Origin of the sequence: Bradyrhizobium sp. CIR18 (assembly GCF_014198295.1) — a bacterium.
Lineage (GTDB): Bacteria > Pseudomonadota > Alphaproteobacteria > Rhizobiales > Xanthobacteraceae > Bradyrhizobium.
Window position 1 is genome coordinate 149124 of record NZ_JACIHF010000013.1, and the last position, 16986, is coordinate 166109.

Here is a 16986-nt window from a genome sequence, read left to right on the forward strand (position 1 = left end):
CGAACGCAAAACATCGTCAAAGGGAGTTACGAGATGGTCCGGATCCATGACGCCCCCGACACCGCAACGTTGGATTCCAGCAGCACATCAGGCGCGACCCAGCAAGATGAAACCTTAGGCCCTGCGGCCTTTGACCTGCACCTGCCCGACTTGCCGTCGGAGCAGGAGCAACAAGGAAGTGCAGGTCCTTCCGATGCGTTTGTTTCGGCCGACAGGGAGGACGGCTTCGATACCGTCAACCAAAAGCCCGAAATGAAGTTGGTTGTCATTTCGAACCGCGTTGCGCCGTTCGACCCCAATAAACCCCAGACCGGTGGGCTTGCGGCTGGCCTCGAGCCGGTCGTTGAGCGTTCCGGTGCGGTCTGGATGGGCTCCTCGGAGAATCGCGGCGACGGGAGCGAGCAGCCGCTACCGCTCGTGAAGGCCGGAGCAGGCGATGTGGCGAAGCTGGATCTGCCGGAAGCGGACTATTCCGGCTATTATACAGGCTTTTCGAATTCGACGCTGTGGCCAGCATTGCACTCCCTGCCCAAGCGGATGTCGAGCTCTAAAGCTGATTATGACAGCTATCGAAAGATCAACGAGTTCATGGCGCGTGCTGCGTTCGACTTGCGGGATCGGGACGCATTCTGGGTGCATGATTATCATTTGCTTCCGCTCGGGGCCGACCTGCATAGGCTCGGCATCGAGAAGCCGACCGGCTTTTTTCTGCACACGCCATGGCCGACGCCCGACATGATAAAGCGCGTACCCAATCATCACGAACTGATGAAGTCGATGCTGGAATACGATCTGCTCGGCTTTCAGACGAACCGGGATCTGAACAATTTCTTGGCCTGCCTGCGAACCTATTTCGGGCTGAAGAGCAAGGATGGCGTCGTGACCTCAGAGCGTGGCCAGACGCGACTTCAGAAATTTCCGATCGGTATCGATCCCAAGCAGTTCGCAGAATATCTTGCGGCAGAGCTCTCGCTCGCAGAGCAGGAAAAAATCTCGTTATTATTGCAAAACTTCGAGGGTGCCAAGTTTGCGATCGGCGTAGACCGGCTGGACTACACGAAGGGCATCGACAAACGGGTCGAAGGGTTTAACCAGCTCCTGGCGGGCGAGCCGGGCAGCATCTCGCTGTTGCAGATCGCACCGTCCTCACGCGCCGACGTCGACGAGTATCGAAAGTACAAGGAGGACGTGGAGAATGCAATCAACCATGTCAATGCTGAGCATGGCACAGACGAGTGGAGGCCGATCCACTACACGAACGACTCGTTCAGCCAGTCTGCACTCGCGCGTCTTTACCGCGCGGCACATGTAGGTGTCGTCACGCCGCTGCGGGACGGCATGAACCTGGTAGCGAAAGAGTATGTTGCGGCCCAAGATCCGAAGGATCCCGGCGTTCTGGTATTATCGAAGTTCGCTGGGGCGGCTGAAGACTTCAATGGGGATGAGGCGCTGCTGGTGGATCCAAACCATCCCCAAGAAATCGCAGACGCTATTTCGAAAGCGGCCAACATGCCGCTTGAGGAGCGTGTCAAACGCTGGCGGTCGATGATGGATAAGATTGAATCCTATACCATCCACGACTGGTCGGCGGACTACCTCCGGGAGCTGGACAAAGGCAGCATCACCGTTCCGGCTGATCAGTTCCACCATCTCGGTCTCGGCTGGACCAACGAGGCTCAAATGCCCTTGTATCAAAGTTATGCTGCGGGGCTGAGCGCCTATAATGAGATCGATCCCGCTGATGACGCTTTGAAGGAGGCTGCCTATGGAGAGGTGAAGTCGGCCTTTGAGGCTTTAGCGGTCCCACTGAAGCATACACAGGATAGACTGTGGGATCTGCCGGCGGCGACAGCTTCGCGCGATGGTCATCGCGGCCAAGCGCTTGGAGCCCGCGAGGACTGACCGGGTGAAAAGCATAGCGCGGCGGATGACAGGCTTCTGTAGTAGGACAGAGGAGTAATCCAGGTCTTTGGCGCTGACGCGGTTCTTGCGGGCTGCGCAGGCCCGCATGAAATCAAGGCATCATGCGAGTGGTCCAATGTTCTATCTCAAACGATGCTGATGCGAGTGGTGGCGGCGACAGCCGGCGCCGCTGCCCGTTGATCACTCCGTCCCGGAAAGCGGCGCTTGCTATGGGGCCGCAACAGCAACGTTACGGAACAGTTCGCAGTGAGGGTTGCACCCGCCTTGGACCGGCCCGGATGATCCGGCAGCAGCGGGCATTCTCGATCGAAATCTCGCCCTTGGTCTCGTTTGTGTGTAATCTGGCGTCGTCGATGAGACCACGGGTCGTGCGTCGGTCCAAACCGGGTGGATCAGATCGTTTAAGCTGGACCGTAGCTCCTCAATTGCTGCTGATGCCCAGCTTGATTTCGCCATTTTGTTGCGCAGAAGAACCTGATCTGCTGCTTGTGCCTGTTGTTGATTGTTGGCTCAATCTCACGACGTGTTGCGACGTAGGCCATTTCGGGGCATTTTTACTCTCCTCGTCTCGAGCGCAATCCTCTCGGCAACCAGTTAAGGACCCGAGTTGTCGGCGTGACTTCGTGTGGTTCGTGAGGAAAAAGCTCCTCCAACTCGGCAATGCTTGCAGCCGACGGGTCGGGGATCGCCATGCATACCACCCTTAGCATGATGTCGATCTGGTTGCTGATCAATGCGCTGGTCTTTGTCCTGATAATGCCCGTCGACAAGTCCGCCCGGTGACGCCGACCAGGAGGACCTCAGATGCGGAGGTAAGCAGCATTGCTGCGTCCCGGGCTTGCCACGGAAGATCGAAAATGCTGGTGCTGTCTCGCGCGCCGTCCGCCGACACGCTTTGATGTGCGCTTGGCAACCAATGACGGAAACCGAACATGGTCGTGCAGCCGCGAACGGCTGAAACTTGCCACTCTTTAGCCGGCACGCAGCTTGCAGCGAACGGTCCGTGACATAGCGCAAGCCGCGCTATGTCATGCGCTTGCGCGCTTTCCGCCGCTTCTGCTTGACGCGCCAGGGGCCGCGAGCGTAGCCGCTCGACCTCATCCGGAGCAAATCCATGAAGACATCACTCCTCTTCGCCACGCTAATTTCCGTTGCTTCGCTGAATTCATCGAAGAAGGCGAGAGGCTGATGAGCCGCCGGCGGCGCGACGAAGTTCGTCAGATGCGCAAGTTACCGGTTTGAACAGGCTCCGCCGTTGTCGAGCGGGTTTGCCGGCTCGCCCCAATACAACATGACGAGCGGATAACTTGCCACATGCGCTTCCTTGAGGATTGTCTCGGCAGGCCCTGTTCGTTCGACAGGGCGCGGCGTGCGGCTGACGTCCGAAGACGAACAGCCAAAGCGCAGCCCTGCCAGCGTCTTCGTGCTTGAGAAAACATGTCAGGTAGCTTCAATGTAGGCACGACTCCAGGCTGCGCAAAGAAGTTATGACCGCCTTTGTTCAACGTCGATGAAAACTATCCGCCGGCTCTGGATAAGCGCGGCATGTTCGAGGCTCGGCAACTCTTCTGTAAGCCGGTGACGCGCGACGAGTGAAGCGAAGGTCAAAACGTCATCTGGGCTGAAGCCTTGAGGCGAAACTGTCGTCGACGTCAGGATTTTTGTCGCTTGCAGGATGCGGCAGCACCTAGACCACGCGATAAAAGAATAAGCACGTGCACAGCGCAGCGACGCTGGGTGTCTCTTGCCGACCGTCTTGATGGCCGGGAGACTCTTCGCTAGACCACAATGGTTCACTATGGAGATGCCGCCGTGGCAATGGGTATTGTGAAGTGGTTCAACTCGACCAAAGGTTATGGGTTCATCAAGCCTGAGGACGGAGGTCCCGATGTCTTCGTGCACATCAGTGCCGTCGAAAAAGCCGGTTGCACCACCCTCGAAGAGGGGGCCCGGGTAAGTTATCAGCTCAAGGCCGGGCGTTCGGGTAAGACGTCAGCTGAGGATCTCCGGGTTGGTTGATCTGACTCGCCTTCGGAAACTGCTCTCTGCAAAGCTTGTTCTCGCACCTGTCCGGCGATGCCTTGTGACGGCGCGCCGGGCGTTCGGTCTTTCGACCGTCTCTTCTTGGCATGGGGGTGTATCGCAAACCGCTTGAGAGCCTCGATCTTCTGGAGCCGTTGACCAATCGCTGCAGCCAGAGTTACAGCTGTACCAGTCACGTCGCAGTGCCGCTGTGGCAAAATATTTCGCCGAGTTAGCACGAACGGTTCGAGCCGTACGCTCGTGAACACGCCGGGAAGCGCACGCCGCAGAACACGGGCCGGATCCCGCGGACTTTGCGTGTTTCGCGACGAGCGCATGAAGCGGTTAGGATGCTCTTGGCTGGGAAATACGCAAGACGGGCGGCAATTCCTGTCTGCGCTCAAAAAGGCCTTCGCCGATCAAAGAGAGCGGCCCCTCAACCATGGCTTCAGCTTGACGTGCGCGCCGGCCTCCAGTGCTGGGTTGGGCGGAGCAAGCGCGCGCGTAATCTTCGACAGCTAGAGCAGGTCTTGATCACATTTGGTCAGCTGTCACCCTGCTGCACCTGTCAGGTATCGCAGCAGAGCGTGCAGAATTGACGGCCGGCTCTCCATCGCCTCTTCCTGTCCGTGATCGCCCTCCCAGGCGGCGCTTCTGTTCTTGTCACCTGGGTGTGATGCCCTCCCAGGGGCTAGAACCGCGTTGTGATCCAGCGCGGCAATTGTCTGTCCTCGGGACTGCAGAGATTTCGCCAGCTTGGTGAAAGGCCCCGATGATATTTCTCAGTGTTGTTGGGTTATCCATGCCCGACGCGCAGCAGCTGCCTTGACAGCGCCGTCGATTAGGCTCGCATCCTCTTCAGAGGGATCGCCGTTGTGGGGCCGGCAGCGCCGCTCGACACCGAGCGGAGGACGTTGCTTCGCTCGATGGGGATTAACGGGGATTTTCCCGGCCCGCCGTCCGTCGATCTCTTCATGAACCCCGTTCGTATATAGGAGCAGAATTCCCGATCGTAACTTTCCTGGCCGCTCAGCGTCGCTTTGGGGCTAATGTTCCCGCTCGGTAACTTTTATGCTCTCTCCATCGGAGCTGTAGGGTAAAGTTCCCGATCGGTAACTTTTCGCTGGACATTCGCTGTTTCAACTCATAAAGTTCCCGATCGGTAACTTTTCGAGGAGAGAGCTATGAACACGCCTCCAAAGGGCACTCCCCCCTCGGGCGGAAACGAGGCTCCTGGCGAGACGGGTGTCGCACGCCAAGCCGCCGAGTTCGCTGCAGCATTCGGTCGTCTCATCCAGGAAGAACGCAAACGCCAGGGCCTCCGGCAGGACGAGCTGGCCATGGTGAGCGGGACAGGAAAGCGCTTCATCGTCGACCTCGAGGCCGGAAAAAGCACCTGTCAGCTCGGGCGCAGCCTGCACGTGGCAGACGTGCTCGGGCTGCGCATCGAGGATGTTCTCAAGGATGCCCAAGCCCGCCGCGCGAACACTTCCGAGACACCGGACATTCCCGACAGCGACGAGGAGGAGCCTCATGGACCGTCTTCCGGTCTACTTTGAGACGCGAGAGGTCGGCTGGATCACGGCCGCCGACGAAGCGTCAGCCTTCACCTATGCCGAATCCTGGCGCGGGCTGACCGGCGCCTTCCCTGTGTCGCTCACCATGCCGCTCTCGCGGGCGTCGCACGATGCCTCGGCAATTCTGCCATGGGCGGCAAATCTGCTCCCGGAGAACGCAGCTCTCGGGGCCGTAGGTCATATGCTCGGCAAGTCGCCGGCCGATGTCATCGGTCTTCTTGCCGAGATGGGCCGCGACACCGCCGGCGCGCTCTCCGTCGGACAACCTGGCACCGGTCTTATCGCCGGGAAATGGCGAGAGATCCCCGACAAGGCCTCGCTCGAGCGCATTCTCAATGAGCTACCCCACAAGCCCTTCCTCGTCGGCGAGGACGGCGTGTCGATGTCGCTTGCCGGTGTGCAGACGAAGCTCGCCGTCGCTCTGGACGGCGACACCCTGTACATACCGATCGACGGGGCGCCATCGACCCACATCATCAAGCCCGGTGGCGAGCGCTTGCCTGGCGCCGTCCAGAACGAGGCATTCTGCCTGACGCTCGCGCGCATGATCGGAATCCCGACGCCGAAGGTGACGACCGGGACGGCAGGCGAACGTAGCTACCTGCTGGTTGAGCGCTATGACCGGCGTCATGACGGCAAGCGGTGGCGGCGGCTGCATCAGGAGGACTTCTGCCAAGCCCTGGGCCGCCCGCCAGCTGCCAAGTACCAGAACAACGATAGAGGCCTAAAAGGACCATCATTGGCCGACATGGTCGGCGTGACCCAACGCCACATGACAGCGCAGGAGACCGCCCGCTTCGTCGATCTTGCGATCTTCAATCCGATGGTTTGGAACACGGATTCCCACGCCAAAAATTACTCGCTGATGCTATCGGCGCGCGGCGCCGCCATGGCGCCAGGCTACGACATCGTCTGTGCGGCGCCATATCCGAAGATCACCCGCAACATGGCGCAGAAGATCGGCGGGCAGAAGCAGGCTGACCAGCTCGGACGCAACCACTGGGAGCGCTTCGCCATCGACTGCAAGCTCTCTCCAGCGCAGACGATCCGGCGCGTCTCCGAGATTGCTCAGGCCGTGACGCACCATGCAATGGCGGCCAAGGCCGAGATCGAAGCCATGCCTGCCGGCGGCGATCCCGTCCTGGACACGGTGGTCGAGGCGGTGATTTCGCGCGCGCGCGGCTACCTAGAGCGCCCGAAGCAAGCGGATCCAGCGCCGCAAGGCGCAGCAGCCCCATCGCCCTAGCGATAGACTCAAGACTCATGTCGTGACGAAAGCCGAGCCCGCCCGCCTCACCAGCCTGAAACGTGGCTGCACATCCGCGAAACGGGCGACACTGTGTGGCGAACCAAATCCCGGCAAGGAAAGTCGCAGTGTTCGCGAGGCTGGTCGCAAGACCGGCTCCGAACAAGTCAAGTTACGGCGAGCCGAATTGGCCGGTGCTCAACAGATAGGCCAGCAGTGCGTTGGTGGATCGACAGGAACCACAATGCCGGCAAGATCTCCCAGGCCAGACCAAACAGATATTGTTGAGCTAGCTGCGCGATGGCTGGTCCGTGGGTCGAGCGCAAGCACAATTTGCTCGCCCTGCAACGGCAAACCATGATCGGCACCCACAGAAGGATTGCAACCCATAGCCCAATGCGCACCGAACGCCGTACCAGAGCTCCGTCCGCCGCACCACATGCCACACCGGCTGCGAAGGTCACGCCGACCGATAAGATCATGCCGGAATCGCCGCTGCTGCCACTGCCTCAGTGCCGATATGACCAACCCAGGCCGAATCCGTCGCCATCATCGCGATCTGTCCGATCTGCGTGAGCGCGATCGCGGTCGCGAGTGTTGCACTTGCGACCAGTTCGTGGGTGAGTTTGACGGCCAGCTACCCATTTCGCCAACCGACGAGGCCGCGATGCGGGCGTTTTTTTGCTGTCTTCCTCATGAACACGCTGCCCCATTGCGCGCTTCAGCTATCCTTTGACCTTGCTGACACGATCTTATCGCTGCGGTTGCATTCGCATCCTCGGCGCCGTGACCAACAACGCACCGCTCAAAAATGGTGAGAGCATTCTGGCCGACGCCCGCAAAATCTTCTCTCTATACTGACCGCTGCCATAGTGAGCGCAGTTATGGCCGTCGTGGTTGCTGCTTTGGCTGTCTCGTTCAAGACGTCCTTTGTTTCAAGCGCGACAACAGCACCGCCTGCAACTGCGTACTACGGGAAAAACCGACATCGTTTTTTCATAAAAACACTCAACGGCCTTGGCATGCCGGTTGCCTGAAGATATGACGAAACCACTTGACTATGATGCTCGTTCAGCATCCGGTCCAGGTATTCAGATGAACTTGCCCGCTTGATCGATGGCAGAGGTCTCTTGATGCGCTTTTCAAAAGTGCGCTTGCGTCGCGAACTCTGCCATCTTCGGATCGCGCTCCGGTTTGCCGGGCCGAATCCGATCGTCTTGTAAAGGGCTCGGGACGAATGGCGGTCCTCAACAAGATGGTGCACACCGCTGTAAAGGCGTTAAACCCCAGGACGATTGTTTGGGTCACTTTTTGGCGCGGTGGCTCAAGCGCCGGGCATCTGCGAGATACCGAGCCTGGGTTCGTGAAGCTAAGCGGTGGCCTTAAATCGGTGCTTTGCAGATGGTCAATGAGCTGATGCAGGACGATTGGGACCCTGAGAAAATACTCAGGCAACAGGACGAGCTCAAGGTCAAGCTGCTTCGCGCCCAATCGGTTGTCGCCGAATGTAAGGCAGGATTGGCGGATCTGGAGCGAAGGCTTGAGCGTCGAGCGGTCTCATCGTCGATCGATGAACGCCAGCGCAACTCTGCGGCAACCAATTCAATACGTAATGCACGACCGCCCCAATCGCGAAGCGTCGATGCTTCCGTTGACCAGGATGCTGCCGTGGCGTTTTCGAGCCGATCATGGGACCGCTGAAAGCTGCCGCCGCGCACGTTAGCGGCGAAAGGTTTTGTCACGGACTTGGCGAAAATCTCGAGACGCAGGGTGTTGCGAGCCCGGCGGCGAACTGGACAACTGGGTGCGGCACTGCCGATTGGCTCGGCTTTTTGGTTGATCGCGGTGCGTTGGCTAGGGGATGCGCGCAGAGTAGCACCACATACGGGACGTATCGCCGCGTCTTTGGCTAGAGCCTCCTGTTTTGGGGGCTGCTCACGTAGATGTTCTGTATCGAATGTCAAAGCTCTTCAACTTGAGCCAGCCAGTCTGGTCGTTTTGTCCGTCTTAAGGCGTTCAAATTACCGGTAGACGTCTCTGGAGGGGGCGCGAGGGGCGCGTTCAATGACGCGATGGTCGCCTATCGCCGTGGGGCAAGGCATGCGAGTCACGGGCGGTGCTGACCGCGGAAGCCGACCATGCCTCATCGGCCATCCCATGGAGGATGATGAGAACTGGCTGACTATGTCCGCAAACGATCACAATGCATCAAAGAGGGCAGGTAACGGCAGTCACCTATGCGATCCGGTGCTGGCCGCAGCCTCGTCAGCTTCTCGAAAGCTTCCCCGAGTACGGACTAACTTACTGATCCGGGGGCTGGCATGGACTCGCACAATTTTGACATATCCAATGCAGCACCTCCGCCATCGGTACAGCGCGCCGTTGCAGACGATCAACCGAACCAGGCGGGAGAAGACGCCTTCGAGCAGCAATTAGATGCGGCGCACTCCGTCATGGTCGAGGATCCCGAACTTCCGAGGCAGGAATAGGAGCTTCGCCAGCAGACTGAGAGCGGGTGGGATGATCAATCCATCCTTCCCACGGCTTCCGTCGATTGGGAGGAATTCACTTCGGGTCCAGAGGATCTCATGGGCCGCCCGAGAAAACTCAGGCGAGTACTGGACTGTCAATCAGCGCATTCGCCGGTCTCCATCGATCCAGGGGGAGCTCACCATTGACGCCCGGCGATCTACTCCGGCGGGAGCCTCCTCAGTTGTTGGATAATGACTCTGCGCGGTTGGATCCGGATCCGCTCGCCCCGGAAAAGCTGCGAGCATTTAGTTTGATCGAGCGTATCGCGTTGCCTTTCGGCGAACCGGCTTCGCGCCATCACTTGCTGGGCGAGCGCCAGCTGGCGCGGATATCGGCCGCATCTTCCTCGTGGTTGGTAGTGCTGGATGTTTCGCCCCTTGCCGATCTGGCAAGAGAACGCTGAGACAGCTGTTTGGATTTTGGACTGTCGCACAACCCTTAGTCTTTTTCGCGCATAGGCAAGGTGCTACTGCGAGATCGCACGGTCGAGGCCTCTGCTGCGTCTTATAAATGTCATCTTGCGCGGGCCAGTGACGCGCGCGGCGGCTCGATCGAGCCAGCGCTCAATACCAGACAAGCACGCGGCAAGGATGCGTGTGACAAAGCACGAGCAGGTCGATGACAAAGCGTTTTCGCAATTGGGTCCTATTGTCCATACTCACCTCCATGGTTGTCTGCCCCGCCGCAAAGGCGCAAGACCGCCGGACTATCACCGAACCTGTTGCACCTCATACGGTCTGCGATCGCCCTGTGCCTTCCGGCAAGAACGATACAGTTAGCCTACAGGACGCCATTGAACATTGCCCCGCTGGGGCTGCAGTCTATCTCGGGCGCGGCGAGTTTCACTCAGGTCCACTCGAGATGAAATCGGGCGTCACCTTATGGGTCGGACGCGGTGCGACGCTGATCGCCATTCCCGAACCTGCTGCTTACGACAAGGGGCTCGGACAATGTGGTCGCATCGCGGAAAAGGGCGATGGTTGCCGGCCATTCATCAGCTTTTCTAAAACGCGTGGCGGCGGCATCTACGGAGAGGGCATCATCGATGGTCAGGGCGGAGCAATTATTGGCGGCGGCGCGGAAAGCTGGTGGCAGCTAGCCCGCCGCGCCCAAGCCCAGGGCGGCAACCAGAACGCCCCGCGCTTGATCCAGATCGATCATGCGCAGGACATCACGTTCTCTGGTATCACCTTGCGCAACGCTCCCAATTTTCATGTCGCGATGAGCCGGGTCGAAGGTGCCACGTTTTGGGGCCTCACGATCGATTCGCCCGCGGATGCCCGCAACACCGATGGCATCGATCTTGGCGCGAGTCAGGATGTGACCATCACCCACAGCTTGATCCGTACGGGTGACGATAACGTCGCAATCAAGGCCGGCGATAATGGCTCAAGCAGCCGTATCTCGATCATTGATAATTATTTCGGCTGGGGGCATGGCATGTCGATCGGCAGTGAGGTGAATTCCGGGGCCAGAGACATATTGGTGCGTAATCTGACGCTGGATGGTACGACGTCTGGCCTGCGCATCAAGAGCGATGTCAGTCGAGGCGGTCTGGTCGAGAGCGTGACTTATGAGTACGTGTGCCTGAGGGGCAACAAGTGGCCCGTGGCTTTCGATACAAAGTATGATCCGCGCGCACAAGGCACGAGGATACCGGTCTATCGGCAAATCGTTCTCCGTCATGTGCATGGCGACACCGGCGTGTTGCTGATGCGCGGCATAGACGAAGGGCATGCACTTGACGTGACACTCGAAGATGTCCGATTTGCCAATTCCGCGACTTGGCAAGTTGAACATGCGAATGTCACCGCAAAACATTCCGACGTATCACCGCCGCTGCCCGGACGAGCTGCAGAACCGCTGCTGCGCGGATCGGAGGTATGTTCCAGGGCATTCCGCGACGGCAATCGGTAAGCACGACACCCGGTGCCGAACTCGGGTGCTGAGTTCCGTATCTGGGGCATGATGATCGGTGTTGAAGAAGGTCGGCCGCATGCCCCGAGTTGATTGCAATTGTCCGACGGTTTGCAGGGCTGGGAATACGAAGGTGACGTGCAGGCTTCTGATTCGACGCGAAAAATGTGTTCGAGCATGGACGGCGGCTATCCCGCGGCGGCACCTTATATCGACTGCGTCGAACGTGCCGCGAACTCGACGAAGAGTGTGATCACATGCGAATTTTCGTGCCGTCTGCGCTTCTGGCCGGATGTTTCTGCATCTCGGCAGCGCACGCTCAGCCACTATGGGTGGCGCATGCCGGAAATGCAGACTATCACTCGGTGCAGCAAGCCATCGACGCGTTGCCGGCGGAAGGCGGAAATGTCCGGATCGCGCCAGGCGTCTATCGCGAGAAGGTCAAAATCTCAAAATCCGGTATTCATCTCTCAGGGACTGGTAGCAATCCGGAGGATACCGTCATTGTGTATGGCGACGGCGCGATCAATGTAGGAGGAACCGCCCGCTCGGCGACGCTGAGTGCCACTGGCGATAACTTCCGGCTCGAGAATCTGACCATACAGAACGACTACGCCCTCAATCCGGCCAATCCACCCTCGCAAGCGGTTGCCCTGTCCCTTACCGGAGACAAGGACGTCCTTATGCGCGTCCGTCTGCTCGGCGCCCAGGACACGCTGCTTGCCGGCAAGGGTCCAAACGGCAGAATGTCACGCCAATACTTCTCGAACTGCTACATCGAAGGGCATGTCGATTTCGTATTTGGCAACGCCAAGGCCTGGTTCCGGGAATGTGAGTTGCACGGCATCGCTAATCAAGCGGTCGTCTTTACCGCACAGAGCAAGGCAGCTCCCGATGAGGACAGCGGGTATGTTTTTGATCATTGCAGCCTAAGTGCCGACCCTGCCGCGCGCGATATTGCGCTTGGCCGCCCTTGGCGTCCCTACGCCACAGTGGTCTTCCTGTCGACAAAGATAGATGCGCAGGTCGTTGCAGAAGGCTGGCGAGAATGGGCTCCCGGCAAGACCAACTCCTTGAGCACGAGCTATTATGCCGAATATAGATCTTTCGGGGCCGGGGCTAACCCCTCAGGCCGCGAACCCCACTCCCATCAACTGACCGATAGCGAAGCCTCGAGATGGTCGCTAAGAGTGTTCTTCGGAGGTGCCACAGATTGGCTGCCAACGGAACGACATCGAGGGAACACAAAGCAACACTGACGTGAGGAAACGACGGTGCTCCTTGGATAAATGACGGAGGAGAGCGGATAGACGGCGGCGCGTGCTGTCGCGCCTCACTGAGATCGCGCTGGGCGCCATCGTCGGAGGACAATTTGTGGGAAATCGAAGGCCTTACCAGACGGTTTCTTACGAACAGGGGAAACGCCCTCTAGCAGCGTGCGATAGCCGAGTGCTTGATGAACTCGTTGCCCGTTGAAGGCGATCAAGTTCACCATGACCACCTTGCCTCGCGGCGATCGGCAGAGCCCTTGAGATAGGTGGGTGGCGCGGGGCGCTGCTCCCCTGGCTATGTCAGAACCGGCCGTGTACCCCGCGATTCATCGGGCTCTCGTGATCGATCGTTGATCCGGCACCACCGAGCGAATAGGTCTGGACGGGTCGCTGCAGCGCCGTAACCCTTTCCAGACAGCCAACGCGTGCCCCCGGGAAAGGTTTGTACTTTCGTGTTGCCCTTCGAACAACGGAGAGGTCGATCGTGCGCAACTCCTGTTGAAGCTTCGAAGATGGAACCGCCGGTAGTAGCGACTCAGCCGTCAGGACTGGGCAGAACCGTTTGGCATTTCCGCGAACTCACCGCTCGGCCGATGCAGCCGCCACTTGCGCACGGTCTTGCCGCATCCATTTTCCGGCCCCTGTTCCTGATCGCTGGGCGGAATGAGACGAACCGCTCATCATGTCGGTTGTTCGCCATGCTCGGCCGAAAGCGTTGGCCAGGAAAGTCAAACTGCCAGCTAACCAGAGCAAAGCGACTAATGTCTGGGTGGTTCCGTCTTCCACTGCTGATGCGCCGTTGAGGCCCACTGGAGATATCCGGGCTAGCTCTCGCGCACCACGGTCTTCAGGTAATGGTAGGCCTTGATGATCTCGACTAGGCGATCCTCCGTGGAGCGGTCGCCGCCATTGGCGTCGGGATGGTGCTGCTTGACCATCGCCTTGTACTTCGCCTTGATATCGCCGAGCGTCGCATTGGAATTCAGGCCCATCACCTGCAACGCTTTCCGCTCGGCATTTAAAATCTTGCGCGCCTCAGGCTTGGCCTTCGCGCGGGGGCGGGCGCCGGCGCGTCCGTTCACCTCGACGAGCATGCAGAGGGCATGCAAGTCGTCCTCGAGATTGGCAGTGCTGCCCGTCATTTTGCGGGCGCTGATGTTCTCACCCATCTTCCAGGTCGGACGATGGCCGGTCAGCGCGTCGTTCTGGTAGCGTGCGACCTCTTCCGCGTCCATCCCCGAGAAGAAATTGTAGGACTGATTGTATTCGCGAACATGGTCGATGCAGAAGTGCCAATAGTCGCGCGCATTGTCGCGGCCTTTGGGCGCGGGATGGGTAGCCTTGTTCTGGCAACCAGGCCATTCGCATAGCGCCGCGGTCTGGCGCTCCTGCGCTTCCTGCTTGTTGATGCGAATGGACGCGAAGATTTTGGATGTGTCGATCGGCATGACCTGGCTCCGTTGGCGGAGCGGCAGTTAACAGGGCCGCTTCTATGCTCGAGAATTGGTTTGGACCGCGAGTTGGGTCTGACTCGGCCTTTGCGTTCTAGCAATCGACATGCCAGGACTGGCGAACTTGTTCACACCATCATCTCTTTGCGATTTCAGATCGATTCAGTGGCAATTTGCTGTCGGGTTCTGCACATGGAGGTCTTGAACAGGACCGGGTGAATGCTCTCAAAAGGCACTGCTCGGCGGTAATCGGCCCAACGACGAAGGCGAGCGGCGTCTTCTGAATCTTGTTTAGAAGCTTGGAAAGTCTTCCGTCTTGCGTAGCGAAACAGAAAGCGCATTGTCTCGACTTCAAAGTCGTTCGGAGCCACTCGTTCACGGATCAACGCACGTCACAACATCCGCCCGCCGCTGACGAAGCCTCCTCACCAGCCTACTCAGCAAAGTCTCGATCGATCCGCTGTTGGAGCGGGTGGATGCTGGCGCTGGCATGGCAGCGGGAACGTAGGAGGTGCTTGGCAAGGCGCTGGTCCACGTCCCGGATGCATCTCTAAATGGTTATGTCGAGGCAATTCGTTTGCGGGGCGGGTCGGTGCAGCCGGATCCCCATGCAACACTAGTTTATCACCAATTGCCTCAGAGCATCGTGTGCCGACGCGTTACCCAGCGCGGCGATGTCGCCTTTGGACAATCGCTTTCGAGCCCTCGCGCCTTTGGGTTTGGCGACGACGGGAAATGCGCCGTGAATCAGAAATTGGATCTCGATTATGCCGTTGTCGGGTACTGGAATGCATGACCCAAAACAAGCGAGGCGAAATGATCGTGTCGATCACTCAGCGAATATCCGTCCTTGAGGATCGGGGCAGGAGAGCATTTCAGACATCGTGCATGAGTACAACCCGCCTGCTGTCGGAGTTGCAGCCCTATGCGCATGCGGCGCTGCCGGCCCGCAGTGGCGGCGATTGGCTGTCGGCGGCGGCACTATATTTGCTCGAAAAGTTGCAGAGCCCGGACCTCACGCTTCTGTATGAAACAGTTCTGCGAATCTATAGAGCGAGCTCGGTCAACACGTGAAATAGCAATCGGTGCGAGTTGCCGTGCCCAATAGAGACCAGAAGGTCGCCTTGAGCGAAGGTGTCGCGTTTGCCTGTCGCGCCGTCGCCCTTAGGGCATGGCGCACCTATCGGCCTGCGAGGCGATTTCGGCTGGCAACCCGTCAAACAACTGCTTCGCATCCGGAAGACCGGCGCGCAGCGATCCCCGGACCTTTCTGCCGTTTATGTACAAGTGCCACATTGCCTGCACGTCTGCCTGCACCGTCTCATCATCGGATGCCGAACCAGCTTCCCCGCAGTAAGAAGTCATATCGAGAGACATAGGCTTGCATGCCGCGTGATATGCGGCGCGGTCGCCGACCATGAGGGGGCAGCCCGGCCTTCGGGCTGCTTCGAAATTGGTCGCCAACTTCCAAACTTCTGGCCTTGGCAACCGATGATCCGTCGCATTGGGAGAAGGCCGCAGACAGCTATAGGCGAACATTTGCACAGCTTGACGAGCTCGCTGCCGACACCAAGGACATGGGGTGCCGAGTGCGAGTGCGGGATCTCAAAAAAGCTGTCGAGGACGATGAAACGAAGACGCTCGGCTGAAGGAATTTAGAGGAAGAAATAGCGCGCCAGATACGCCCAAGGCGAAATCGGGGTAAGTTCCGCACTCGCCGCCGGTGGTCGGGTTGACGAACTCTCAGAGCCGCTCGCGATTACGAGAAGGCTTCGAAAGCCACGGCGTTAATGGCGGAGGATGATCTTGGATTGGGCGTGATGATTCCTTGATCCCTGGCGCTGTCAGTTTGCTGCGGGGTTTCGGCCTCTCGGTGTTTACCTCACCTAGCATTAGCAACCCGATTCAGAAGTTGACGGCGTCGATGCTGGACTTGGCCAACGGCAATTTCAATGTTGTGCTCCATGGTGTTGGTCGAAAAGACGAAAGTGGTGAAATTGCAAACGCGGTCCAAAGGATCAAAGTGAATTCGGCCGAGAAGGCGGGGCGGAAACCCAAGCCAATCTAGCTCATGATCGTATCGCTGCTGAGCAACGAAAGTCCGACATGCGCAGGCTTGCAGATGCGTTCGAGGCCGCCATCGGGTAAATTGTTGAAACCGTTTCCTCCGCGTCTACAGAACTGGAAGCGTCGGCTGGCTCACTGGCAAAGACTGCCGAATAGACACAGCGACCCTCGACCGTTGTAGCGTCGGTCTCGAAGAGGCGTCCACGAACGTTCATTCCGTTGCATGGCCACAGAAGAAGTGTCGATTTCCGTGAATGAGATTGGTCGGCAAGTCCAGGAGTCAGCTCGTATTTCCAGTGAAGCCGTTCGAATACGCGTTCTCAATCAGCGCTCGCAGGAGATAAGCTCAACGCGAAGGCTGAAACCAAGGACGACAAGATCTTTGTTACCTACGATCCCTTGGAAACCGGCAGCGGTTATGTGAGCTCCGCTGTCATGCTCGAATTCGGCGCACTATCAACGGTCGAGCCGAGCGAAGTTCATGACGTCGTTTGCGATGCTGCCAAATATCTTGAGACGCTCGAATTTCCGACGGCCAAGCCCAAGACGATGAAGCCAGAGGGTACCTTCTGGGAGAAGGCTGCTGCAATCCATGTTTTTTGCGTTCAGAGCAAATTGAAGGGCGGGCGCTTTGCGCGTCATTGGTACGATCTTGTACGATTGGACGAGGCCGGTATAGCAGAGAAGGGTCTGAAAGACCGGAAGCTGGCTGGGATTGTCGCAGAACACAAGTCGTGGTTTTTCTCAGAAAAGGGCGCTACGGGATCGGTCATCGATTATCGCGTGGCCGTCGGCGGTGCATTGCAGCTTGTTCCCGAAGGAGAGTTCCGAACCGTCTTGGAGCAGGATTATCAGCACATGATTGATGACGGGTTGTTGTTAGATGTGCCGGACACGGTTGACCAATGGATGCGCCGCTGCGCGGAGATCGAAACGCGCGCGAATAAGCCGGCTTGAATTCTCTCTTGAATTGCCGGCCT

The 16986-nt window shown here is 58.6% G+C and carries 15 protein-coding genes; 13 read left to right on the forward strand and 2 right to left on the reverse strand.

Going from position 1 to position 16986, the window contains the following annotated elements:
• The first annotated feature begins 33 nt into the window (after positions 1-33).
• From GGD65_RS30925 to GGD65_RS30940, 4 genes are all read left to right on the forward strand, one after another.
• Complete coding sequence (locus GGD65_RS30925; protein ID WP_183237720.1) at positions 34-1902, forward strand: trehalose-6-phosphate synthase; 1869 nt, start codon at positions 34-36, stop codon at positions 1900-1902.
• A 1833-nt stretch (positions 1903-3735) separates the two neighbouring features.
• Positions 3736-3942: a cold-shock protein gene (locus tag GGD65_RS30930; RefSeq protein ID WP_179733634.1), complete on the forward strand. Its 207-nt coding sequence runs from the start codon at positions 3736-3738 to the stop codon at positions 3940-3942.
• Positions 3943-5129: 1187 nt separating this feature from the next.
• A complete protein-coding gene (locus GGD65_RS30935; RefSeq protein WP_183237721.1) occupies positions 5130-5504 on the forward strand; it encodes a helix-turn-helix domain-containing protein in 375 nt (124 codons plus the stop codon).
• Positions 5410-6768, forward strand: a complete 1359-nt coding sequence (locus tag GGD65_RS30940) for a type II toxin-antitoxin system HipA family toxin (protein ID WP_210317377.1) — start codon at positions 5410-5412, stop codon at positions 6766-6768. Before GGD65_RS30935 ends, GGD65_RS30940 begins: the two co-directional genes overlap by 95 nt.
• 167 nt (positions 6769-6935) lie before the next feature.
• Here the strand turns inward: GGD65_RS30940 and GGD65_RS41230 are convergent, their stop codons facing one another.
• A complete protein-coding gene (locus GGD65_RS41230; RefSeq protein ID WP_183237722.1) occupies positions 6936-7250 on the reverse strand; it encodes an MATE family efflux transporter in 315 nt (104 codons plus the stop codon).
• A 402-nt stretch (positions 7251-7652) separates the two neighbouring features.
• Between GGD65_RS41230 and GGD65_RS30950 the strand changes: the two genes are divergently transcribed.
• The 5 genes from GGD65_RS30950 to GGD65_RS30970 all read left to right on the forward strand — a co-directional run bounded on the left by GGD65_RS30950 (position 7653) and on the right by GGD65_RS30970 (position 12476).
• Complete coding sequence (locus GGD65_RS30950) at positions 7653-7805, forward strand: hypothetical protein (protein WP_183237723.1); 153 nt, start codon at positions 7653-7655, stop codon at positions 7803-7805.
• 364 nt (positions 7806-8169) lie between these two features.
• A complete protein-coding gene (locus GGD65_RS30955) occupies positions 8170-8469 on the forward strand; it encodes a hypothetical protein (protein ID WP_179733640.1) in 300 nt (99 codons plus the stop codon).
• A 1012-nt stretch (positions 8470-9481) separates the two neighbouring features.
• Entirely contained in the window at positions 9482-9703 is a 222-nt protein-coding gene (locus GGD65_RS30960; protein WP_183237724.1) for a hypothetical protein, read from the forward strand.
• Positions 9704-9918: 215 nt separating this feature from the next.
• The gene (locus tag GGD65_RS30965) at positions 9919-11217 is read left to right on the forward strand and encodes a glycoside hydrolase family 28 protein (protein ID WP_183237725.1); all 1299 of its coding nucleotides are present in this window, start codon (positions 9919-9921) and stop codon (positions 11215-11217) included.
• 257 nt (positions 11218-11474) lie between these two features.
• A complete protein-coding gene (locus GGD65_RS30970) occupies positions 11475-12476 on the forward strand; it encodes a pectinesterase family protein (protein WP_183237726.1) in 1002 nt (333 codons plus the stop codon).
• 836 nt (positions 12477-13312) lie between these two features.
• Here GGD65_RS30970 and GGD65_RS30975 read toward each other — a convergent pair.
• Positions 13313-13936, reverse strand: coding sequence for a J domain-containing protein (locus tag GGD65_RS30975; protein ID WP_183237727.1), 624 nt, complete (start codon positions 13934-13936; stop codon positions 13313-13315).
• 514 nt (positions 13937-14450) lie between these two features.
• On the opposite strand from GGD65_RS30975, the gene GGD65_RS30980 reads away from it, so the two are divergent.
• The 4 genes from GGD65_RS30980 (at position 14451) to GGD65_RS30995 (ending at position 16963) form a co-directional block, all read left to right on the forward strand.
• Positions 14451-14735, forward strand: coding sequence for a hypothetical protein (locus tag GGD65_RS30980; protein WP_183237728.1), 285 nt, complete (start codon positions 14451-14453; stop codon positions 14733-14735).
• A gap of 92 nt (positions 14736-14827) precedes the next feature.
• Positions 14828-15013: a hypothetical protein gene (locus GGD65_RS30985; protein ID WP_183237729.1), complete on the forward strand. Its 186-nt coding sequence runs from the start codon at positions 14828-14830 to the stop codon at positions 15011-15013.
• 799 nt (positions 15014-15812) lie between these two features.
• Complete coding sequence (locus tag GGD65_RS41020) at positions 15813-16007, forward strand: HAMP domain-containing protein (protein WP_312017752.1); 195 nt, start codon at positions 15813-15815, stop codon at positions 16005-16007.
• 377 nt (positions 16008-16384) lie between these two features.
• Positions 16385-16963, forward strand: a complete 579-nt coding sequence (locus GGD65_RS30995; protein ID WP_183237769.1) for a nucleotidyl transferase AbiEii/AbiGii toxin family protein — start codon at positions 16385-16387, stop codon at positions 16961-16963.
• Positions 16964-16986: the final 23 nt, after the last annotated feature.